At 62.6% G+C, this 21,698-nt stretch carries 20 protein-coding genes; 9 read left to right on the top strand and 11 right to left on the bottom strand.

What is annotated here, in order from left to right:
- The first annotated feature begins 186 nt into the window (after positions 1-186).
- The 3 genes from rdgC to sugE all read left to right on the top strand — a co-directional run bounded on the left by rdgC (position 187) and on the right by sugE (position 2,806).
- On the top strand, positions 187-1,107 hold the full coding sequence (gene rdgC, locus A0O30_RS06495; RefSeq protein ID WP_016715497.1) for a recombination-associated protein RdgC: 921 nt from the start codon (positions 187-189) through the stop codon (positions 1,105-1,107).
- 185 nt (positions 1,108-1,292) lie between these two features.
- A complete protein-coding gene (locus A0O30_RS06490; RefSeq protein ID WP_105945939.1) occupies positions 1,293-2,258 on the top strand; it encodes a bile acid:sodium symporter family protein in 966 nt (321 codons plus the stop codon).
- A gap of 230 nt (positions 2,259-2,488) precedes the next feature.
- A complete protein-coding gene (gene sugE / locus A0O30_RS06485; protein ID WP_012270979.1) occupies positions 2,489-2,806 on the top strand; it encodes a quaternary ammonium compound efflux SMR transporter SugE in 318 nt (105 codons plus the stop codon).
- Positions 2,807-2,815: 9 nt separating this feature from the next.
- On the opposite strand, the gene A0O30_RS06480 is transcribed toward sugE, so the two are convergent.
- The 4 genes from A0O30_RS06480 to A0O30_RS06465 form a co-directional block, all read right to left on the bottom strand.
- Positions 2,816-4,693 (bottom strand): 1-acyl-sn-glycerol-3-phosphate acyltransferase, encoded by a 1,878-nt coding sequence (locus A0O30_RS06480; protein ID WP_105945938.1) that lies wholly within the window; start codon positions 4,691-4,693, stop codon positions 2,816-2,818.
- 131 nt (positions 4,694-4,824) lie between these two features.
- Positions 4,825-5,658 (bottom strand): amidohydrolase, encoded by an 834-nt coding sequence (locus tag A0O30_RS06475; RefSeq protein WP_105945937.1) that lies wholly within the window; start codon positions 5,656-5,658, stop codon positions 4,825-4,827.
- A 24-nt stretch (positions 5,659-5,682) separates the two neighbouring features.
- The gene (locus A0O30_RS06470) at positions 5,683-6,957 is read right to left on the bottom strand and encodes an MFS transporter (RefSeq protein WP_105945936.1); all 1,275 of its coding nucleotides are present in this window, start codon (positions 6,955-6,957) and stop codon (positions 5,683-5,685) included.
- A gap of 97 nt (positions 6,958-7,054) precedes the next feature.
- Positions 7,055-7,786, bottom strand: coding sequence for a GntR family transcriptional regulator (locus tag A0O30_RS06465; protein ID WP_105945935.1), 732 nt, complete (start codon positions 7,784-7,786; stop codon positions 7,055-7,057).
- A gap of 153 nt (positions 7,787-7,939) precedes the next feature.
- On the opposite strand from A0O30_RS06465, the gene A0O30_RS06460 reads away from it, so the two are divergent.
- The gene (locus A0O30_RS06460) at positions 7,940-9,115 is read left to right on the top strand and encodes an MFS transporter (RefSeq protein WP_105945934.1); all 1,176 of its coding nucleotides are present in this window, start codon (positions 7,940-7,942) and stop codon (positions 9,113-9,115) included.
- A 125-nt stretch (positions 9,116-9,240) separates the two neighbouring features.
- Positions 9,241-12,714 carry a hybrid sensor histidine kinase/response regulator gene (locus A0O30_RS06455; RefSeq protein ID WP_105945933.1) on the top strand — a complete coding sequence of 1,158 codons (3,474 nt, stop codon included), beginning with the start codon at positions 9,241-9,243 and terminating at the stop codon, positions 12,712-12,714.
- Here A0O30_RS06455 and rmuC read toward each other — a convergent pair.
- Positions 12,686-14,056, bottom strand: a complete 1,371-nt coding sequence (gene rmuC / locus A0O30_RS06450) for a DNA recombination protein RmuC (protein WP_164525269.1) — start codon at positions 14,054-14,056, stop codon at positions 12,686-12,688. The genes A0O30_RS06455 and rmuC overlap by 29 nt on opposite strands.
- A gap of 193 nt (positions 14,057-14,249) precedes the next feature.
- Positions 14,250-14,663 carry a tetratricopeptide repeat protein gene (locus A0O30_RS06445; RefSeq protein ID WP_060500754.1) on the bottom strand — a complete coding sequence of 138 codons (414 nt, stop codon included), beginning with the start codon at positions 14,661-14,663 and terminating at the stop codon, positions 14,250-14,252.
- Between the two features lie 949 nt (positions 14,664-15,612).
- Between A0O30_RS06445 and A0O30_RS06440 the strand changes: the two genes are divergently transcribed.
- From A0O30_RS06440 to A0O30_RS06430, 3 genes are all read left to right on the top strand, one after another.
- A complete protein-coding gene (locus A0O30_RS06440; RefSeq protein WP_016715487.1) occupies positions 15,613-15,837 on the top strand; it encodes a hypothetical protein in 225 nt (74 codons plus the stop codon).
- Between the two features lie 249 nt (positions 15,838-16,086).
- Positions 16,087-16,569: a hypothetical protein gene (locus A0O30_RS06435; protein ID WP_060500756.1), complete on the top strand. Its 483-nt coding sequence runs from the start codon at positions 16,087-16,089 to the stop codon at positions 16,567-16,569.
- A 146-nt stretch (positions 16,570-16,715) separates the two neighbouring features.
- Positions 16,716-17,981 (top strand): OmpP1/FadL family transporter, encoded by a 1,266-nt coding sequence (locus tag A0O30_RS06430; RefSeq protein WP_016715485.1) that lies wholly within the window; start codon positions 16,716-16,718, stop codon positions 17,979-17,981.
- Positions 17,982-18,023: 42 nt separating this feature from the next.
- On the opposite strand, the gene A0O30_RS06425 is transcribed toward A0O30_RS06430, so the two are convergent.
- Positions 18,024-18,953 (bottom strand): LysR family transcriptional regulator, encoded by a 930-nt coding sequence (locus tag A0O30_RS06425; protein WP_105945932.1) that lies wholly within the window; start codon positions 18,951-18,953, stop codon positions 18,024-18,026.
- Between the two features lie 113 nt (positions 18,954-19,066).
- Here A0O30_RS06425 and A0O30_RS06420 point away from each other — a divergent pair, with 113 nt between their 5' ends.
- Entirely contained in the window at positions 19,067-19,327 is a 261-nt protein-coding gene (locus A0O30_RS06420) for a DUF2798 domain-containing protein (protein ID WP_060500762.1), read from the top strand.
- On the opposite strand, the gene A0O30_RS27825 is transcribed toward A0O30_RS06420, so the two are convergent.
- From A0O30_RS27825 to A0O30_RS06410, 4 genes are all read right to left on the bottom strand, one after another.
- A complete protein-coding gene (locus tag A0O30_RS27825; RefSeq protein ID WP_177410254.1) occupies positions 19,308-19,478 on the bottom strand; it encodes a hypothetical protein in 171 nt (56 codons plus the stop codon). The two genes, A0O30_RS06420 and A0O30_RS27825, sit on opposite strands and share 20 nt — an antisense overlap.
- A gap of 282 nt (positions 19,479-19,760) precedes the next feature.
- Positions 19,761-20,312, bottom strand: a complete 552-nt coding sequence (locus A0O30_RS06415) for a glutathione peroxidase (RefSeq protein WP_019099289.1) — start codon at positions 20,310-20,312, stop codon at positions 19,761-19,763.
- A gap of 46 nt (positions 20,313-20,358) precedes the next feature.
- Positions 20,359-20,481, bottom strand: coding sequence for a hypothetical protein (locus tag A0O30_RS27940; RefSeq protein WP_016715481.1), 123 nt, complete (start codon positions 20,479-20,481; stop codon positions 20,359-20,361).
- Positions 20,478-21,680 carry an MFS transporter gene (locus A0O30_RS06410; protein WP_105945931.1) on the bottom strand — a complete coding sequence of 401 codons (1,203 nt, stop codon included), beginning with the start codon at positions 21,678-21,680 and terminating at the stop codon, positions 20,478-20,480. The genes A0O30_RS27940 and A0O30_RS06410 overlap by 4 nt, the downstream gene beginning before the upstream one ends.
- Between the last annotated feature and the right edge of the window lie 18 nt (positions 21,681-21,698).

Genomic DNA, 21,698 nt, shown 5'->3' with positions numbered 1-21,698 from the left:
ACGCCCCTGCACCCTGGCAAGCTCTTTTTTAACTTTTTTCAAAAAAAACCTTATGCCTTTCAAAGACCTAGCGTTGCCGGGTGTTTCTTTGAAGCAGAAGCCGCTGCTGGCCCTGTGACAGGGCTGGTCTCAGATCACTACACGGAGAATAATGCCCGCCTTATGCATTAAGGAGAGTTGCCCCCCATGTGGTTCAAGAACCTGCTGACCTACCGCCTGACCCAGGAAGTCCCGTTCGAGCCTGAAGCGCTGGAAGCCGCCCTGGCCAGCAAGCCGGCCCGCCCCTGCGCCAGCCAGGAGCTGACCACCTATGGTTTCGTCGCGCCGTTCGGCAAAGGCGAAGACGCTCCCCTGGTACATGTCAGCGGCGAGTACCTGCTGATTGCCGCGCGCAAGGAAGAACGCATCCTGCCGAGCAGCGTGGTCAACGACGCGGTCAAGGAAAAGGTCGAAGAGATCGAGACCGAGCAGATGCGCAAGGTCTATAAAAAGGAACGCGACCAGATCAAGGACGAGATCATCCAGGCCTTCCTGCCGCGCGCGTTCATCCGCCGCTCGATGATCTTCGCTGCCATTGCCCCGCGCCAGGGTGTGATCCTGGTGAACTCGGCCAGCGCCAAGCGTGCCGAAGACCTGCTGTCGACCCTGCGTGAAGTGATGGGCTCGCTGCCGGTACGCCCGGCCACGGTAAAAATTGCACCGGTTGCCACCATGACCGACTGGGTCAAGTCGCAACAGGCCGCCGAAGGCTTCTATGTGCTGGACGAGTGCGAACTGCGCGACACCGCCGAAGACGGCGGCATCGTGCGCTGCAAACGCCAGGACCTGACCGGCGAGGAAATCCAGCTGCACCTGAGCACCGGCAAAGTGGTGACCCAGCTGGCCCTGGCCTGGCAGGACAAGCTGTCGTTCATCCTGGACGACAAGATGGTGATCAAGCGCCTGAAGTTCGAAGAGCTGCTGCAGGAACAGGCCGAGCAGGATGGTGGTGATGAGGCGGCGCAGCAGTTCGATGCCAGCTTCCAGCTGATGATGATGACCTTTGCCGAGTTCCTGCCGGTGCTGTTCGAGGCGCTGGGTGGGGAGGAGATTCCGCAAGGGGTCTGATGTGTCTTGAAATGCCGGTGCTGCCTGAGGAATGTCCTCAGCCAGTACTGGCCCTATCGCCGGCAAGCCAGCTCCCACAGGTACACCATAGGTTCTGAACACTGTGGCGTACCTGTGGGAGCTGGCTTGCCGGCGATAGGGCCCTCGAAATTCACAAAGCTATAAATAGAAAAGGAATTGCCCCCATGCGTGCCCTCGCCGCCCTCAGCCGCTTCGTCGGCAATACCTTCGCCCTGTGGGTGCTGGTATTTGCCGTGCTGGCCTTCCTGCAACCGCAATGGTTCATCGCCCTCAAGGTCGCTATCGTGCCGCTGCTGGGCCTGGTGATGTTCGGCATGGGGCTCACCCTCAAGCTCGACGACTTTGCCGCCCTCGCCCGTCAGCCCTGGCGGGTGATGCTGGGGGTGGTCGCGCACTTCGTGATCATGCCGGGCATGGCCTGGCTGCTGTGCCAGCTGTTCCACCTGCCACCGGAAATTGCCGTGGGCGTGATCCTGGTCGGCTGCTGCCCGAGTGGTACGGCGTCGAACGTGATGGTGTGGCTGTCCCGCGGGGACCTGGCGCTGGCGGTGGCGATTGCTGCGGTGACCACGCTGCTGGCCCCGTTACTGACCCCGGCGCTGATCTGGTTCCTGGCCTCGGCCTGGTTGCCGGTGTCCTTCATGGACATGTTCTGGTCGATCCTGCAACTGGTCATGCTGCCAATCGTGCTCGGCGTGCTGGCTCAGCGCTTGCTCGGCGCACGGGTGCAGGCAGCGGTGCAAGTATTGCCGCTGGTGTCGGTGGTGAGCATCGTGATGATCGTGTGCGCCGTGGTAGCGGCCAGCCAGGCGAAAATCGCCGAGTCCGGCTTGCTGATCATGGCGGTGGTGATGCTGCACAACAGCTTCGGCTATTTGTTGGGGTACCTGACCGGCAAGCTGTGCAAGCTGCCGCTGGCCCAGCGCAAGTCGCTGGCGCTGGAGGTAGGCATGCAGAACTCCGGGCTGGGGGCAGCATTGGCGGCGGCGCACTTTTCGCCGCTGGCGGCGGTGCCGAGTGCGTTGTTCAGTGTTTGGCACAATATTTCCGGGGCACTGCTGTCGACCTGGTTCCGGCGGATGGGTGAGCCTGGGGCTGAGGTTGATGAGGGAGAGCCGGTCAGGCATTGATGTTGTCTGCACTGGCCCTATCGCCGGCAAGCCAGCTCCCACAGGTACGCCATAGGTTCTGAGGTCTGTGGGGCACTTGTGGGAGCTGGCTTGCCGGCGATAGGGCCGGAACAGGCTTGCCCCGAAGCCTGCAGGTGGGCACTATATTGCCCACTGTGAGGACGACCTCACGACGCACCGCGTGACCATTCCGGGGACGGCCCCATCATTCAAACGATGGAGACACACCAATGTCCTGGATCATCCTGTTCTTCGCCGGCCTGTTCGAGGTCGGCTGGGCCGTTGGCCTGAAATACACCGACGGCTTCAGCAAGCCGATTCCCACCGTGCTTACGGTTGGCGCCATGGTCATCAGCCTGGGCCTGCTGGGCCTGGCCATGAAAGAGCTGCCGCTGGGCACCGCCTATGCCATCTGGACCGGCGTGGGTGCCGTCGGCACGGTGATCGCCGGCATCATCCTGTTCGGCGAATCCATGGCCCTGGTACGGCTGGTCAGCGTGGCGCTGATCGTCTGCGGCCTGGTCGGCCTCAAAGTCAGCGCCAGCTAACCCTCTCCCCTAACGCAGGTTGCCGCGCAAGCGGCTGACCTGCTCGCGCAATGCTTCTGGCTGCGCTGCCTCCACCGGGATGGCGGCGCCGGCCACGATGGTTACCCGCGACCACAGGCGCTTGAAAAAGCCCTTGGCCGGGTCGCGGCTGAAGAAGCTGCCCCACAGCCCCTGCAAGGCCAGCGGAATCACTGGCACCGGCGTTTCTTCCAGGATGCGGTTGACGCCGCCCTTGAACACATCGATCTCACCATCGCCGGTCAGCTTGCCTTCCGGGAAGATGCACACCAGCTCGCCGTCGGCCAGGTACTCGGCAATGCGCGCGAAGGCCCGTTCATAGGTGGCCAGGTCTTCGTTACGCCCGGCAATCGGGATGGCGCCAGCGGTGCGGAACACGAAGTTGAGTACCGGCAGGTTGTAGATCTTGTAGTACATGACAAAGCGGATCGGCCGACGGATCGCCCCACCCAACAGCAGCGCATCGACGAACGACACGTGGTTGCACACCAGCAGCGCCGCACCTTCATCGGGGATGCGCTCCAGGTCGCGATGCTGCACGCGGTACATCGAATGGCTGAGCAACCAGATCAGGAAACGCATGGTGAACTCGGGCACGATCCTGAAGATGTAGGCGTTGACCGCGATGTTGAGCAGCGACACCACCAGGAACAGCTGCGGGATGGTGAAGCCCGCCAGGCCCAGCAGGATGATGGTGAGCACCGCCGACACCACCATGAACAAGGCATTGAGGATGTTGTTGGCCGCGATCACCCGCGCGCGCTGGTCCTCGGCCGTGCGGGCCTGGATCAGCGCATACAGCGGCACGATGTAGAAGCCGCCGAACACGCCCAGGCCAACGATCGACAGCAGGATCCACCAGGCCTGCCCCATGCCCAGCAGCGTCAGCCAGTCGTGCGGGGCCGCTGCAGCCGGCACATCGCCGGAGTGCCACCACCACAGCAGGCCGAACAGGGTCAGGCCGAACGAGCCGAACGGCACCAGGCCGATCTCCACCTTGCGCCCGCTAAGCCGTTCACACAGCAGCGATCCCAGGGCAATGCCCACCGAGAACAGTGTCAGCACCAGAGTCACCACCGTGCCGTCGCCGTGCAGCCAGTCCTTGGCGTAGGCCGGGATCTGCGTGAGGTAGATGGCACCGACGAACCAGAACCACGAGTTACCCACGATCGAACGCGACACCGCGGGTGTCTGGCCCAGCCCCATGCGCAGGATGGCCCACGACTGTTTGAAGATGTTCCAGTCCAGCGGCATGTGTGGCGAAGCAGCGGCAGCCCGCGGAATCCAGCGGCTGGCCAGGTAGCCAAGCACTGCGGTACCGACGACACCGCCGGCCACCACCGTGGCGTAGCTGTCGGCCGACATCATCACCCCGGCGCCGATAGTGCCGGCGAGAATGGCCAGAAAGGTGCCGGTTTCCACCAGCCCGTTGCCGCCCACCAGCTCTTCTTCGCGCAGGGCCTGCGGCAGGATCGAGTACTTCACCGGGCCGAACAGCGCCGAGTGAGTGCCCATGCCAAACAGGGCCACCAGCATCAGCGTCAGGTGATTGGTGATAAAGCCCAGCGCACCGATCGCCATGATCACGATCTCGGCCAGCTTGATCGCACGGATTAACGCGTCCTTGGCGAACTTCTCACCAAACTGCCCACCCAGTGCCGAAAACAGGAAGAACGGCAGGATGAACAGCAAGGCGCACAGGTTGACCCAGATCGAACGGTCACCGTCGCCCAGGCTGAGCTTGAACAGGATCGCCAGGATCAGCGACTGCTTGAACAGGTTGTCGTTGAAGGCACCCAGTGACTGAGTGATGAAAAACGGCAGGAAGCGCCGCTTGCCGAGCAAGGTGAATTGCGAGGAGTGACTCATCGTCCTTGGTCCTGAGGGCTTTTCAATTGGAGGCGCGCCGGGCGCGTCAGGCCACAAATCTGCATGGGAAATGCGTGCACTGGCAAGCGCCTTCACGCCCACAATGACCAGGTCGCCTCAGAAACAGCCCATCATTCGAAGCCGAACAACGCTCGCGCTGTATCCACCAACAGCGCCCGGCGCAACTCCGCCGAACAACCCAGGGCCTCAAACTGTTCCAAAGCCGTACTGAAACCCACCGCCGACTCATGCTGGGTATGCGGCCAGTCACTGCCCCACATAAGCCGCTCGGCGCCGTAATGCGCTTCCAGCGCGCACAGCGCCTGCCGGGCGAAGGCGAGGTTCTGTTCCGGCGAGCCTTCCAACCGATAAATACCCGATACCTTCACCCATACCTTGCCCCGCCCACCCAGGGTCAGTAACTCGGCAAACCCGGGTTGCCCCAGACCACGGCGGGCATCAGGCCGGCCGAAATGATCGACCACGATGTCCAGCCCATAAGGCTCAAGCGCCCGCACCAACGCCGGAATATCCGCCACGTGGCGGTGCAACTCCAGGTGCCAGCCTTGCTCGCCAATACGCTCCAGCAAGGGCCGCCACTGGGCACCAGTGAGGTCGGGCAACGCCTGGCCCATGAGGTTCAGGCGCACGCCCCTCACGCCTAGCCGGGCCATCTCGTCCAGCGTCTCACGTTCGACGTCCTGCTCCAGCATCACCACCCCGCGCAACTGCCCCGGCACCGTTTGAAGGGCGCTGAGCAGGTAGCGGTTGTCGGTCCCCAGGAAACTGGGCTGAACCAGCACGCCGTGGCTGAAACCATGGGCCAGCAGTTGGCCCAGATAGTCGCCCAGCGGCGCATCGTAGCTGGGCGCGTAACGCCGCTCGCTGGCCAGGTTCAGCCCGCGGCTGAATACGTGGGCGTGGGTGTCGATGGCGGTCAGGTGTAAAGCAGGAGCGTCGGGCATGGTTCTCATACAAACAAGGTGAAGTTACTTGGTGACAGCGCCAGCCATTTCCGGCGCAGGTGCAGATTCAAGGTTGCGACCACGGGTTTCCGGCAGGCAGAGGGCAGCGATCACCGCCACGCCATAGGCAATACCGGCGTCGATGCCGATGGCACTGCCCAGCGACATCGACTCACTCATGTGGCCGACCAGAAACGGAAACACCGCCGACAACACGCGGCCGAAGTTGTAGCAGAAGCCCACCCCGGCACCGCGCACATCGGCCGGGTACAGTTCATTGAAGAACGCGCCCAGGCTGGCCGGGATACCGGCGGCGAAGAAGCCCAGCGGGAAGCCGAGGAACAGCATTTGCGTGTTGGTCAGCGGGAAGAACACATAAGCCTGCACGGTCAGCACACAGCACAGGGCGAACAGCAGAATGTTCTTGCGCCGACCGATGCGGTCGATCAACAGGCCGCTGACCACGCAACCGCACCAGAACGCCAGGATGATCACCGCCAGATAGCCGCCCGAGTTCAGCACCGAGAGGTTGCGCTCGGTCTTGAGGAAGGTCGGCAGCCAGGTCATCACTGCGTGGTAGCCACCGTGGGCACCCAGGCCGAGCAAACCGCCGAGCAGGGTCACGCGCAGCAGTTCCGGGCGGAAGATGCCAGCCATCGATTGCAGGAAGCTGGCGGGGATGGCCTTTTCTTTTTGCAGGCGCTGAAAGCTGTCCGGCTCTGGCACGTTGCGGCGTACCCAGATGATCAGCAGCGATGGCAACAAGCCGACAAAGAACATCACCCGCCAGGCGAATTCCTGCGGCACCAGCGAGTAGATCAGCGTGAACAGCGCCACCGCCAGGCCCCAACCCACGGCCCAGGCGCTCTGCACCGTGCCCATGACCTTGCCACGGTATTTCGGGTTGATGGTTTCGGCCATCAGCACCGCGCCAGCCGCCCATTCACCGCCAATGCCGAAGCCTTGCATGGCCTTGACGAACAGCAGCGGGTAGAAGCCGGTGACGAACGCCGAAAGGAAGGTGAAGAAGGAGAACCAGAGAATCATCCATTGCAAGGTACGCACGCGACCGTAGCGGTCGGACAAGGTGCCACCCAGCCAGCCGCCAATCGCCGAGGTCACCAGGGTCAGGCCGCTGATCAGGCCGGCATCGCCCTTGGTCAGGGAGAAGGCAGCGATCAGCGCGGGGATGGCCAGGCCGAACATCTGCACTTCCAGCGCATCGAGCGACCAACCGCCGAAGCAGGCCCAGAACGTCTTGCGTTCCCGTGAGGTGATCTGGCGATACCAGCTGAACATGATTTTTATCCTTCTTGGTCGTGTGTGTTACGGGCAGGCGAAGCCACTGCGCCGTGGCAGCACGGCGCAGACGGGTAAAACGGGTGAAGCGGCCGGCTTAGCGGATATCGATGCGGTAGCGGAAGTGCTGCGCATGGCCGCGCGAGCGGCGCCATTCCAGGGGCTTGCCGGCGTAGTCACGGGCCAGACGCTCGATCACCACCACCGGGCTGTCGGCTGGCAGTTGCAGCAAGCGGCCATGCACTGCGTCGACCGCTTCGGCGGTCAGGGTCTCTTCGGCGTAGGCGACCACCTGGCCGCACAGTGCTTCATAGATCGGGTACAGCAGCGGCCCCTTGCTGTTCAGCTCCACGTCCAGCAATGGCTGGAAGGTCTGGCGCGGCAGCCAGATTTCTTCGGCCAGGACGGGCTGGGCACCCAGCAGACGGGTACGGATGATGCGGATTACTTCGGCGCCCGCCGCCAGGCCCAAGGCCTCGGCCACCGCCGATGGCGCTGCGAGCGGCTCGATGGACAGGATGCGGCTTTCTGGCACCACACGCTCGCCATTGGCGGCCTCAAAACGGAAGAAGCGGAACAGCGAAGACTGGAACTGCGGGCGGCGGATGAAGGTGCCGCGACCCTGCTGGCGTTCCAGCACGCCTTCGGCGACCAGCACATCCACGGCCTTGCGCACGGTGCCGACCGACATGTCGAATTCGCTGGCCAGGGCCGCTTCGGTCGGGATTGCCTCGCCCGGGCGCCAGCGGTTATTGGCAATCTGCTCGACCATGTGGTCGCGCAATTGTTGGTAGCGGGGCAGTCGAGCATCACCGGTCAATGGGTGCATGGGTCTCGCTCTCGTCTTGTTATCTAAACATATATATGAATTTTGCCAGAGTATTCCCCGCGGGTGGCGGGCTGTCAATCCTCCGCCTGTCGCCAGACACAATGCCTGGCTTATGCTTGTGGCCGGGAAAACCAGAACAACAAGGACGTGGCAATGCTCGCCGCCATCAAACGCTACCCGCACACCGTGCGCCTGCTGCTGCTCACCACCTTTACCCTCACCGTCGCCCGTGCCCTTACCCTGCCCTACCTGGTGGTGTACCTGGCCGACAACTTCCAGTTGCCGATAAGCCAGATCGGCTTGCTGATCGGTGGCGCGCTGATCATCGCCTCGCTGCTGAGCCTGTATGGCGGCCACTTGGTCGACACCTTGCGCAACCACACCCTGGTCAGCGCCAGCACCCTGTTGTTCGCCCTGGCCTTCGTCGGCGCGGTCGCCAGCCGTTCAGCGTTGCTGTTCTTCCTGTGCCTGGTACTGATCAACCTGGCCCTTGCGGTGGTCGACATCGCCGCCAAGGCCGGCTTCTGCGCCCTGCTGCCGGTAGAGGAACGGGCCGAAGTGTTCGCCATCAAGTACACCCTGAGCAACGTTGGTTACGCCGCCGGCCCGCTACTGGGCGTGGCCATGCTGGAGCTGAACGACCACATGCCATTCATCGCCTCTGCCCTGCTTGGGCTGGCCATGTGCCTGGCCTACTGGCGCTTGGGCGACCGCAGCCTGCAGGCAAGTGCAGACAAGCCTGCGGCGGGTTTCGGCCAAGTGGCGCTAGGGCTGGCGCGTGACCGCCGGCTGGTGTGTTTCACGTTGGGCGGGGTGTTGAGTGCGGTGGTGTTTGGCCAGTTCACGGCCTACCTGTCGCAGTACCTGGTCGTCACCAGCAGCCCGACCGAGGCGGCGCGCCTGGTGGGCTATCTGGTGACCACCAACGCCGTAACGGTGATTGCCCTGCAGTACCTGATTGGCCGGCGTATCAGCCGCCAGCGCCTGATGCCCTGGTTGCTGGCCGGCATGGCCCTGTTCATCGCCGGGCTGCTGGGCTTTGCGTCGGCAGGCTCGGTGCTGGCATGGTGCCTGGCGATGCTGGTGTTCACCCTGGGCGAAATCATCGTGATCCCCGCCGAGTACATGTTCATCGACCTGATTGCGCCGGAGCACTTGCGCGGGGTGTATTACGGCGCGCAGAACCTGTCCAACCTTGGCGCGGCACTGGGGCCGGTGATGGTGGGGTTTGCCCTGGTACACCTGTGGCCGGGGGCGATCTTCTACCTGTTGGTATTGTCGGTGATACTGGCGGGGGTGTTTTACGGGTTGGGTACCCGAAAAGATTGATGTGTTGTTTCAGGTCAATCGCGAGCAAGCTCACGCCTACAACCATCGTCTGCGCTGACGAAGCGGCACCTGCGTGCCAGACTGATTGATCGGGACCGCGTTATCTTTTTTGCTTCGGAGTCTTCATGTCGTTGTCCAGCGGGCTGATCGCCGTGGTCGCCCTGGCCTATATGGCCGTCATGTTCGCCATCGCCTTCTATGGCGACCGCCGCAGCACGCCGTTGCCGCCGAAACTGCGTGCCTGGGTGTACAGCCTGTCACTGGCCGTGTACTGCACCAGCTGGACCTTCTTCGGTGCGGTCGGCCAGGCTGCCGAACAGCTCTGGGCGTTCCTGCCGATCTACCTGGGCCCTGTATTGCTGCTGATCTTCGCGCCCTGGGTGCTGCAGAAGATGGTGCTGATCAGCAAGCAGCAGAACATCACCTCGATCGCCGACTTCATCGCCGCCCGCTACGGCAAGTCGCAATCCCTGGCGGTAGTGGTGGCGCTGATCTGCCTGGTCGGTGTGCTGCCATACATCGCCTTGCAGCTCAAAGGCATCGTGCTGGGCGTGAACCTGCTGATCGGCGCCAACGCCGATGCCACCGGCACCCGCGTGCAGGACACCGCACTGGTGGTGTCGCTGGTGCTGGCGCTGTTCGCCATTGTGTTCGGTACGCGCAGCCTGGATGTGACCGAACACCACCGCGGCATGGTGTTGGCGATTGCCTTCGAATCGCTGATCAAGCTGCTGGCCTTCCTCGCGGTGGGCATTTTCATCGTCTTCAACCTGTATGACGGCTTCGACGACCTGTTCAGCCAGGCCCGCCAGTCGATCCACTTGCAGGACTATTGGCAGGAGACCATCAACTGGCCATCAATGGTGGTGCAAACCGCCGTGGCGATGATGGCGATCATCTGCCTGCCGCGGCAGTTCCATGTCACCGTGGTAGAGAACATCGAACCCCAGGACATGCGCCTGGCGCGCTGGGTGTTCCCGATGTACCTGGCACTGGCCGCGCTGTTCGTGGTGCCAATTGCCCTGGCGGGGCAGATGTTGCTGCCGGGCACGGTGATTTCCGACTCGTTCGTCATCAGCCTGCCACTGGCCGAGGCGCACCCGAGCCTGGCCCTGTTGGCGTTCATTGGCGGCGCTTCGGCGGCCACCGGCATGGTCATCGTCGAAGCCGTAGCGCTGTCTACCATGGTGTCCAACGACATGCTGCTGCCCTGGCTGCTGCGCCGCAACAACGCCGAGCGGCCGTTCGAGGCGTTCCGCCACTGGATGCTCTCGGTGCGCCGGGTAACCATCGTGGTGATCCTGTTGCTGGCCTACGTCAGCTACCGATTGCTGGGGTCCACCGCGAGCCTTGCGACCATCGGCCAGATCGCCTTCGCCGCCGTGACCCAGCTCACCCCGGCCATGCTTGGTGCGCTGTACTGGAAGCAGGCCAACCGCCGCGGCGTGTTCGCCGGCCTGGCCGCGGGTATCTTCCTGTGGTTCTACACCCTGGTGCTGCCGATTGCCGCCCATAGCCTCGGCTGGTCGCTGCAACTGTTCCCGGGGCTGGCGTGGCTGCACGGCAACCCGCTGAACCTGCCAATCAGCCCGCTGACCCAGGGCGTGGTGTTGTCACTGGCGGGCAACTTCACCCTGTTTGCCTGGGTCTCGGTGCTTTCGCGCACGCGGGTGTCCGAGCACTGGCAGGCCGGCCGCTTCATTGGCCAGCAAACCGCGCGGCCCAGCAGCAAGCCGCTGCTGGCGGTGCAGATCGACGACCTGCTGACCCTCGCCTCGCGCTTTGTGGGTGACGAGCGTGCACGCCAGAGTTTCATCCGCTTCGCCTACCGCCAGGGCAAGGGCTTCAACCCCAACCAGAACGCCGACGGCGACTGGATCGAGCACACTGAACGCCTGCTGGCCGGGGTACTGGGCACCTCGTCGACCCGCGCCGTGGTCAAGGCCGCCATCGAAGGCCGCGACATGCAGCTGGAAGATGTGGTGCGCATCGCCGACGAAGCCAGCGAAGTGCTGCAGTTCAACCGCGCCCTGCTGCAAGGCGCCATCGAGAACATCAACCAGGGCATCAGCGTGGTCGACCAGAACCTGCACCTGGTGGCCTGGAACCGGCGATACCTGGAGCTGTTCAACTACCCCGACGGCCTGATCAGCGTGGGCCGGCCCATTGCCGACATCATCCGCTACAACGCCGAGCGCGGTCTGTGCGGCCCGGGCGAAGCGCAGGTGCATGTGGCGCGGCGCCTGCACTGGATGCGCCAGGGCCGCGCGCATTCCTCAGAACGACTGTTCCCCAATGGCCGGGTGATCGAGCTGATCGGCAACCCGATGCCAGGCGGCGGCTTCGTCATGAGCTTCACCGACATCACCCCGTTCCGCGAAGCCGAGCAGGCGCTGCGCGATTCCAACGAAGGTTTGGAGCAAAGGGTGGCAGAGCGCACCCAAGAGCTGTCGCAGCTCAACCAGGCGCTGTCGGAAGCCAAGAGCCATGCCGAAGCGGTGAGCCAGTCCAAGACCCGCTTCCTGGCTGCGGTCAGCCATGACCTGATGCAGCCGCTGAACGCCGCCCGGCTGTTCTCCGCCGCCTTGTCGCAGCAGGCCGAGGGCATGAACGAAGAGGCCCAGCAGTTGGTGCAGCACATGGACAGTTCGCTGCGCTCGGCCGAAGAGCTGATCAGCGACCTGCTGGACATCTCGCGCCTGGAAAACGGCAAGATCACCCCGGACGCCAAGCCCTTTGCCCTCAACGAACTGTTCGACACCCTGGGGGCAGAATTCAAGGTACTGGCGGCCGAGAAAGGCCTGGAGTTCCGCCTGCGTGGCAGCCGCCTGCGGGTGGACAGCGACATGAAGCTGCTGCGGCGGGTACTGCAGAACTTCCTCACCAATGCCCTGCGTTATGGCAAGAGCCCGATCCTGCTGGGCGCGCGCCGCCAGGGCGAACGCCTGTGGCTGGAAGTGTGGGACCGCGGGCCGGGCATTGCCGACGACAAGCTGCAGGTGATCTTCCAGGAGTTCAAACGCCTGGACAGCCACCAGACCCGCGCCGAAAAAGGCCTTGGCCTGGGCCTGGCGATTGCCGACGGCCTGTGCCGGGTGCTGGGGCACCCGCTGGAAGTGCGCTCATGGCCGGGCAAAGGCACGGTGTTCCGGGTCTGCGTGCCGATTGCCCGCCAGCCGGCACCGGCGCCGAGCGCCCCGGTGGAACAGGGTGGCCAACCGCTGGCCGGGCTGCAGGTGCTGTGCGTGGACAACGAAGACAGCATCCTGATCGGCATGAACAGCCTGCTCAGCCGATGGGGTTGCCAGGTATGGACCGCGCGTAACCAGGCCGAATGCGAGGCCCTGCTGGCCAAGGGCATGCGCCCGCACCTGGCATTGGTGGACTACCACCTGGATGACGGCGAGACCGGCATCGGGCTGATGGGCTGGCTACGCGCGCGCCTGGGTGAACCGGTGCCGGGGGTGGTGATCAGTGCCGACGGCAGCAAGGAAACCATCGCCATGGTGCATGCATCAGGCCTGGACTACCTGGCCAAGCCGGTCAAGCCGGCGGCCCTGCGCGCCATGCTCAACCGCCATCTGAGCCTGGTTCAGTAACCGCTGCATCCGGCACCTCGTCGGACAGCGCCCGCTCCAGCAAGTCTGCCGGCAGGCTCTTGCTGGCACGGGCGCCCAGCAGTTTCAGCTGTTCGCTGCGGCTGACCAGGTTGCCGCGCCCTTCGCACAATTTGTTGCGGGCAGCGGCATAGGCCTTGTCCACCTGCTGCAGGCGGCTGCCCAGCTCGTCCAGGTCCTGGATGAACAACACGAACTTGTCGTACAGCCAACCGGCGCGCTCGGCAATTTCGCGGGCGTTCTGGCCTTGACGCTCCTGTTTCCACAGGCTGTCGATTACCCGCAGGGTCGCCAGCAAGGTGGTGGGGCTGACAATCACGATCTGCCGGTCGAATGCTTCCTGGAACAGGTTGGGCTCAGCCTGCAAGGCTGCCGAGAAGGCCGCCTCGATGGGCACGAACAGCAGCACGAAATCCAGGCTGTGCAGGCCTTCGAGGCGATTGTAATCCTTGCTCGACAGGCCTTTGACGTGGCTGCGCAGCGACTGCACGTGCTGCTTGAGCGCGGCCTCGTCGTTGCCGGCGACGAACTGCTGGTACGCCGTGAGGCTGACTTTGGCGTCCACCACCACCTGCTTGTCGCCGGGCAGCATGATCAGCACATCGGGCTGAAAACGCTCGCCGTCAGCACTCTTCAGGCTGACCTGGGTCTGGTACTCGCGGCCCTTTTCCAGGCCCGCATGCTCCAGCACCCGCTCAAGAATCAGCTCACCCCAGTTGCCTTGGGTTTTCTGGCCCTTCAAGGCCTGAGTGAGGTTGGTGGCCTCGTCCGACAAGCGCAGGTTGAGCTGTTGCAGGCGCTCCAGCTCCTTGCCTAGCGAGAAGCGCTCGCGGGCCTCTTGCTGGTAGCTTTCTTCCACGCGCTTTTCGAAGGCATGAATACGCTCCTTGAGCGGGTCGAGCAACTGGCCCAGATGCTGCTGGCTGGTCTGGGCGAAGCGCTGCTCGCGCTCGTCGAAGATCTTGGTGGCCATGTCGGCGAACTGGGCACGCAGGGTATCGCGAGCTTCCTGCAGGTCTTCGAGGCGCTGCTGATGGCTTTCCTGCTGCTCGCGCAGCTCGGCCTCCAGGCGTGCGGTCTGGGCCTCCAGGCGGCGCAGTTCGGCCTCCCGGTTGGCGCGCTCCAGGCTCCAGGCGTGGGCGGCATCGCGGGCATTGTCGCGGTCGACTTGCAACAGTTCCAGCTCACGGCCCTGGGCGGCCAGTTGGGTCTGCTTGACGGTGTTGGCTTCGCTGAGGTCGCTGACTTCGTCGCGGCTGGCCTCCAGCTGCGCTTGCAGGCCAGCCTGTGCCAGCTGGGCGGCGTTGAGGCGTTCTTCAAGCAACGCCTGCTCACCTTGCCGCGCGCCCTGACGGCGCTGCACCTGCATGACCCACCCCAGGCAAGGTAACGCGCCTGCCACCAAGCCCAGCAGAATGCTGGCCAGATCCACTGTCATGCTTACCCCGAACGATCCTGGATGATTGATGCGCAGCTTATCAGCCCGGCGGGCGTGTTGCCTGTTGCAGCCCGAGTGCTCAGCCCGAGAACCACTGGCGCAGCAACCGCCGCGCCTCCTGTGACCCCTGCCCCGCCGCCAGTTCCAGCCAGTACCGCGCCTGCTCAGGCTCGCTGTGCTGGCACAACCGCGCGTACTCCAGTTGCGCCCGACGATCCCCGGCACGGGCGGCCTGACGCAGCAGTTCATGGCCAATCCGCCGGTCACGGGCATTGCCGCAATCACGGCACAGCATCTGCCCCAGGCGGCTTTGTGCGACCACCACGCCCTGGCGCGCCGGCTGTTTCAGCAGGCGCCCGGCCAAGTGCTTGACCTGGGGCTTGTCACCCAGGCGCGGGCTGTCGAGCAACCACAAGGCAACTTTAAGCGAAAAGCGTTTGGGGGGAGGCGTCGATGCCGCGGGGCTGGCGAGGTGTTTGCTGCGGAACTTCATGAGTAACAGGTTTGGCAACTCGAAAGGCGCGCCACTCTACTCTTTTTTTTCCGCCCCGGCCTGTCGATTTCTGGAGAATTGAAAAAAATTTAAATGATCTTTTCTTGACGTTTTCGAGGGGATGACCAAGCAGTCTGTCGAGGCATGTCGATTGTCGGACAGTTCACGCCTTTGCTAGCACGCCCGTCCTAGAGCAAGCGCTCGGGACAATCCACAGTTCCTGTGGATAACTCGGTGGACAACCCCCTTGCACACCCCTCAAAGCCCCGTGAATTGGGGCTTTGTGTCAAACTGACGATTTTTTCACCAGCTAAAAATAGTGTTTTTTTTCATTGACTTAACCGCGCAGTCAAGGCATTGGCGAGGCTGTCGATGCGTGTTGCCGGGCTGTTACAACCACTGCCCCGAATGTGAACAAGTGCACCATAAACCTCCATTCGAGTGCACGAAATGGGCACATCAGCCTGGATACGGGCCATTTGCCCCCTCTTCACAGCAACGCAAATACGCGCCATACTGCGCGGCTAACCTGAACGAACGTAGTGCTTGCCAAGCGCCTGAATTTCCAGTAAGGTGCGCCTCGTTAGTACCAAGCTGAAAGTCAATTCTGGCCGCAAGCGTCCTTGCAACCCCCTCCTCCCAAGAGTGGCGCTGCTGAAAGCAGGACCGGCCCAATCGATGATTCCCTCGCCAGCCTCAGGCTGCTCAAGCACGAATCACGTGACAGATTGATCAGGATTCCACCCCGACGGCCTAGAACCTTGGCCCCGGCGTGCTGCCTGCCTTCCGAAGTACCTACCAGTCAGCCCAAGCGCCCACCTTTGATTGCGCCCCCTCTGGCTGCCCTGTTCCAGTCAGGTTCGTTCGTCCCTTAATAAAGGCGTCACTGGAACGTTTCTATCATGCACGGATCATAACCCCCGTGTTTAAAGCAGGAACCTCCAACAATATGCATACTCATCATCAAATTCAGGCTGCCATTGGCACCCTCTCCCAGGCCTTCTCGCCGTTGAAGTGCCTTATCGTTGCCCCACGCAAGGGCAGCTTCAGCTTCACCCTGGTAGACGAACACGGCGTCGCCTGCCACACCGAGCGCCTGTACCCTGAACAGTACAGCCGTAGCGAGCCGCTGCAGGCGGTCATTGCCCGTACTCGCCAATCGCTTACCGCGTGAGCGGCGAATACTGCGGTATTCAAGCGCTGAATCTCCCCATCGCCAGTCTGCCTGAACGTTCCCGGCGTAATTGCCTTAGGGCATATAGCCCGGTACGTCAGGCAGCAAACGATTTAAAAACAGCTCTTTACACCACGATTATCACACTACACTTCAACTCGAGCGGTCCTTGCCGCTTCCGGCGGGCCTGATCATTCACCAGCTGCCAAGCTCCAGCGCCCGTCCGGCCCTTATCTGCTCGAGGGCATCATGGGTATCGCGGCGAATGAATTGTGTCAGTATGTGATCCGACCCACCCTGGTCTACCTGAACCGTCACTGCGCCAGCGCCGAGGCCTTGTTGCTGGGCATCGCCGCCAGCCAATCGGCACTCGGGTCCGCTCTGCACGACCGACGTGGGCACGGCCTTTACCGCATTGGCGAACACCGCCATCAGGCGCTCTGGGACGACTACCTGGCCCGTGATCCCGACCTGGCCAGCCTGGTCCGCGGCCTGGCCAGCCAGCACGCCTTCCTTGGCGGGCCGCACCTGGAGCTCACCGTCAACCTGCGCTACTCCACCGCCATTGCCTGGATGCTCGTCGAAGAACAGGCCACAACGCTGCCCGCCGCAGATGACCTGTTGGCGCTGGCACGCATCTGGCGACAGGTATTCAACCCCCAAGGTCGCCTGCGCGACTTCACCTCAGCCTGGCACACCTGCATAGATCAGAGATTGCCACAGGCATCTTAAGACACGTCCTACAACATTACCGGAAAAAGGGAATTTTGGTCGGATTGTCCTACAAAACCGCTCTATCTTCTGCGATTGAGGCTATGGCGCGGCGCGTGATTTGTTGGTAGCTTTTCGCCCCGGAGATCCCAAGGAGTTTTCTAATAATGAAAAAAGTAATGCTCAAAACCTCCCTCGGCGTAGCCGTTGCTCTTGCTTCCAGCCAACTGCTCGCCAGCGGCTTCGCGCTCAACGAACAGAGCATCAGCAGCATGGGGACAGGTTTCGCGGGACGTTCTTCTTCTGCCGAAGATGCCAGCACCGTGTTTGGCAACCCGGCAGGCATGTCCCGCCTCAAACGCGAACAATTCACCGTGGGCGGCGCTGCCGTCATCGCCAAGTCCGATATCTCGGGCCGGGGCAGCAACCTCGGGGGGGAAACCGATGGTGACATGGTGCCTTTCGTTGGCGTACCGATGGGTTACTACGTCAAGCCGATCGACGACCACTGGAGCGTCGGTTTCGGTGTTTACGTACCCTTCGGCCTGGTAACCGACTACGGCAGCGATGACGCCGCACGCTACTGGGGCAAGAAGAGCCACGTCGAGGTTGTCACCTTCCAGCCGACTGTCAGCTATGCCTTCAACGACAAGGTCTCGATCGGCTTCGGCCCTACCATCAACCGCATCAAGGGTGAGCTGGGCTCAAGCCTGATCAACCCGTTCACGCCTGGCCGTAACGATGGCGAAGTGAAGATCAAGGGCGACGATACCGCCGTTGGCTACAACATCGGCATCCTGGTACAAGCCACCGACCGCACCCGCGTCGGCCTTACCTACCACTCGATGGTCGACTACAAACTCGAAGGCAAGACCCGCGTCAGCACGCCGCTGATCGGGCCATTCAACGGCAACAAGTTCGACGCCAGCCTGAAGATCAAGACGCCCGAGTCTGTCGACCTTTCGGTTACCCATGAGCTGGACGACCAGTGGACCCTGTACGCAGGTAGCACCTGGACCCGCTGGAGCCGCCTGAAAGACATCACCGTGCAGAACGATGTGCCGGCCCCACTGGCAGGTTCGGCGTTCCAGACCATCACCGAAGAACAGAACTGGCATGACACCTGGGCCCACGCCATTGGTGCGTCGTACAAGGTCAACAAGGAGTGGGTACTGCGTACCGGCTTCACCGTCGACCAGTCGCCGACCAACAACCACGACCGCTCGCCACGCATCCCGACCGGCGACCGCAAAGTGTTCAGCCTGGGTGCCGGCTGGAGCCCGAACGACGACATGACCATCGACGTGGCCTATTCCTACCTGTGGGAAGAAGACACCAAGGTCAATCAGGTAAGCGCAACCAAAGGCAGCTACCAGGCCAAGTACGAGAACAGCGCCCACGGTATCGGTGCTTCGCTCACCTACCGCTTCTGATTCGTACGCGCCACACAAAAAACCGCCCTCGTGGCGGTTTTTTCATGCCTGCACCTGCCAACTGTCACCCAGGCACTCGCGCAGATAATCCATGAACACACGTACCTTGGTGGTCATGGCGAAACGGTCAGCCAGGCACAGGTAGATATCCATTGGCTCGGTCTGGGCGTAGGCTTGGCCGTTGTCGCTGTATTCAAACAAGGGCACCAGCGCGCCGGAGGCCAGGTGTGGCCGCACGATGAACTCGGCCAGGCGGGTGATGCCACCGTCGTGCAGGGCCATCTGGGTCAGGGCATCGATGTCATCGCTGATCAATACGCTGCCGAATTCCGCCTCGAAGCGCAGGCCGTCGCGCATGAAGCCCCAACGCAGAAAGCGCCCGTCCACCGGATAGCGAAACACCAGGCAGCGGTGCTCGCGCAGGGCCTCAGGCGTGACGGGTACGCCGGCGCTTTGCAGGTAACCGGGTGAGGCGCAGCAGATGAACGGGATACGGGCAATGTGCCGGGCCATTAGCTGGTCTTCCAGCTGAGGGGCAATCCGCAGGCTCACGTCGACGTCTTCACGGGCATGGTTCACCCGGCGATCAGTCGTTATCAACTCTATCGAAAGCAATGGGTAGCGGGCACTGAAGGCAGGTATCAGCGGCGCCAGCACGTGGCGACCGAAGGCGGAAGTCGAGGCAATGCACAGCCGCCCCTGGGGCTCGCTGTCCGGGGTGGTGACCGCCTGTTCGGCCAGCGCCAGGTCACGCTCGATGTGCTTCACACGCTCGTAATACTGGGCGCCAGCGGGGGTCACAGCCATGCTGCGTGTGGTACGGCTGAGCAGTCGCACCTGCAAGTGGCTCTCCAGCCGAGCCAGGTTCTGGCTGACTGCTGCCGGGCTGAGCCCCAGATTGCGGGCACCAGCGGCAATGCTGCCGGCTTCGACAACCTTGATGAAACTGCGGATGGCGTTGAGCAGGTCCATGTGAGCCCTTGGATTCGTAAGAATCTCTTTATAAAGAACTCAATCCTGCGGGTCTACAGGTGCAGGAGGATGCATTGCTAACCTGCGCCTCCACTCACCTTTCAGGAGTTCGCATGAGCAACCTGTCCCAGTCGCGCAGCCGACGCAAATTACACCCGGGCGCCACGCCTTACGTTTTCGCTTTTTACATGTCGTCGATCATGGCACTGCTGATGTGCTTCGTGATCACTGCGGCCAATGCCGGGGTTAACCCGGAGTACCTGAGCAATGTGCTGAAGGCCTATCAATTGGCAATGCCGGTGGCGTTTGTATGTGTGTTGATGGTGAGGCCGGTGGTGGTAAGGCTGGTGGCGATTACGGTGCATGCGAATTGAAGTAGCCCGAGAACCAGACGCACTCCCCGCTCTTGACGTTGATCTTGATCTTGATCTTGATCTTGATCTTGATCTTGATCTTGATCTTGATCTTGATCTTCGCGACTTCAGGAGGCCGAACGCAGGCCTTGCGGAGGGAGGTGACGGGCATGAATGCCCGTCAAGCGCTGGGCCCCAGGATGGGGCCTGCAGCGCGGTCCTCCCGGGAGCAAGGCCGGAGTGAGGGAACCCCGGAGCGCAGCGCAGGGGCCGGATGACGGGAGCGCAGCGTTTTTTGGTACTTTTTGTCGCGTTTGACAAAAAGTGACTCGCCGTAAGGGCGAAAAGGTGAATCCGCGTCGCCAAAGCAAATGGACCTTGCGCAATACAAGAACCAGCACGTTTTCGCTTTTCGCTATCAGCCCTCAACATCAAGCACAGTCAGAAAACCGCATCACTGCTGCGAAGCGATGGCCTTTTCGATAGCAGCCCTGAACGCCGGGTCATCCGGCTTGGTCAGGCTAGAGAAATTGCCAATCACCTTACCCTTACGGTCCACCACGTATTTGTAGAAATTCCACTTCGGCGCACTGCTCTGGCTGGCCAACTCAGCGAACAGTGGTATCGCATCCTTGCCCCGTACCGGCTGCGTCTTGGTCATGGTGAAGGTGACACCGTAGTTGGCATAGCAAACCTTGGCGGTCTTCTCGCTGTCGGCGTCTTCCTGCTTGAAGTCATTGGACGGCACGCCCAGCATTTCCAGCCCTTGCTCGTGATACTCCTTGTACGTCGCCTCAAGCCCCTCGAACTGCGGCGCAAAACCGCAATAGCTGGCGGTGTTGACCACCACCAGCGGCTTGCCCGCAAAACGCTGGCACAGGTCGACCTGACCCTTCCCACGCAATTCCGGCAGGCTACCCTGCAACACGGCCGGGCAATCGGCAGCCCAGCTCGATGTGCTGGCAAGCAGGGCCAGCACCGGCACCATCAACCAATGTGCACGCATGATTCGTTACTCCCGCAAGACAATCCTTGAGCTTGCAGGGTAGCGCCTAACAAACACCCATGCCCAGTTGCATCAACGCCATCCCTCCCTGATGCCAGCCCCACCACACCAGCGCCAACAGCGCCAAAGCAGCAAGGGCCAGCAGCCCACGGGCCAGGTAGCGGTTCATGCGGCCTGGGCCTGCAAGCGGGCAACCGGACGCTCGCGCACCGGCCAGTTAAGGGCGGCAGCCAGCAGGCTGAGCAGGATGGAAATCTGCCAGACCAGGTCGTAGCTGCCAGTGCGGTCATACACCACCCCACCCAACCAGCCACCGAGGAAGGCGCCCAGCTGGTGGAACAGGAAGACAATACCGCCGAGCATGGACAGGTTACGTACCCCGAACACCGTCGCCACGGTGCCATTGGTCAACGGCACTGTGGACAGCCACAGCAGCCCCATGGCGATGCCGAACAGGTAAGCACTGAACTCGCTCACCGGCGCCCACAGGAACAGCAGGATCACCACCGCACGTAGCAAGTAAAGCCCGGTCAGCAGGCGCGGCTTGGACATGCGGCCACCCAGCCAGCCAGCGGTAAAAGTACCCACGATATTGAACAGGCCGACCAACGCCAGCGCCGTGGTACCGGTGGTCGCAGCCAGGTGCTGGTCCACCAGATAGGCCGGCAGGTGTACACCAATGAACACCACCTGGAAGCCGCAGACGAAAAAGCCCAGCGCCAGCAACCAGAAGCCGGAATGCGAGCACGCCTCGCGCAGTGCCTGGCCCAGTGTCTGCTCCGCGCCATGGCTGGGCAGCGGACGGTCGCGCAGCAGGCCGACGAAGGGCACGATAAACGCCACCATCAGGCCCAACACCAGCAACGCCGCCGACCAACCCAACCACTGGATCAGGCCCAAGGTGCCGGGCAGCATGGCGAACTGGCCAAACGAACCGGCAGCGCTGGCGATCCCCATCGCCATACTGCGCTTCTCGGCAGGCACAGCACGCCCGACCACGCCAAGGATGACCGAGAACGACGTACCGGACAGGCCGATGCCGATCAGCAAGCCGGCACTGAGCGACAACGACCAGGCCGAATCGGCCATGCCCATCAGGATCAAACCGACGGCATAGAGAATACCGCCGATGATCACCACCCGCGCGGCCCCCAGGCGGTCGGCCAAGGCTCCGGCGAAGGGTTGGGCCAGCCCCCAGATCAAGTTCTGCAAGGCGATGGCAAAGGCGAACACCTCACGCCCCCAGCCAAAATCGGCGCTCATCGGCGCCAGGAACAGGCCAAAGCCATGGCGCACACCCAAGGAAAGCGCCAGGATCAACGCCGCCCCCACCAATACCCAACCGCTGGTTCGCCACACCGAAGTCATTGTCGTTATCTCCAGCAC

Origin of the sequence: Pseudomonas sp. LLC-1 (assembly GCF_002992185.1) — a bacterium.
In the GTDB taxonomy this organism is placed as follows: Bacteria; Pseudomonadota; Gammaproteobacteria; order Pseudomonadales; family Pseudomonadaceae; genus Aquipseudomonas; species Aquipseudomonas monteilii.
The sequence above is the reverse complement of the archived record's forward strand: the minus strand, read 5'-3'. Positions and strand labels throughout refer to the sequence as shown.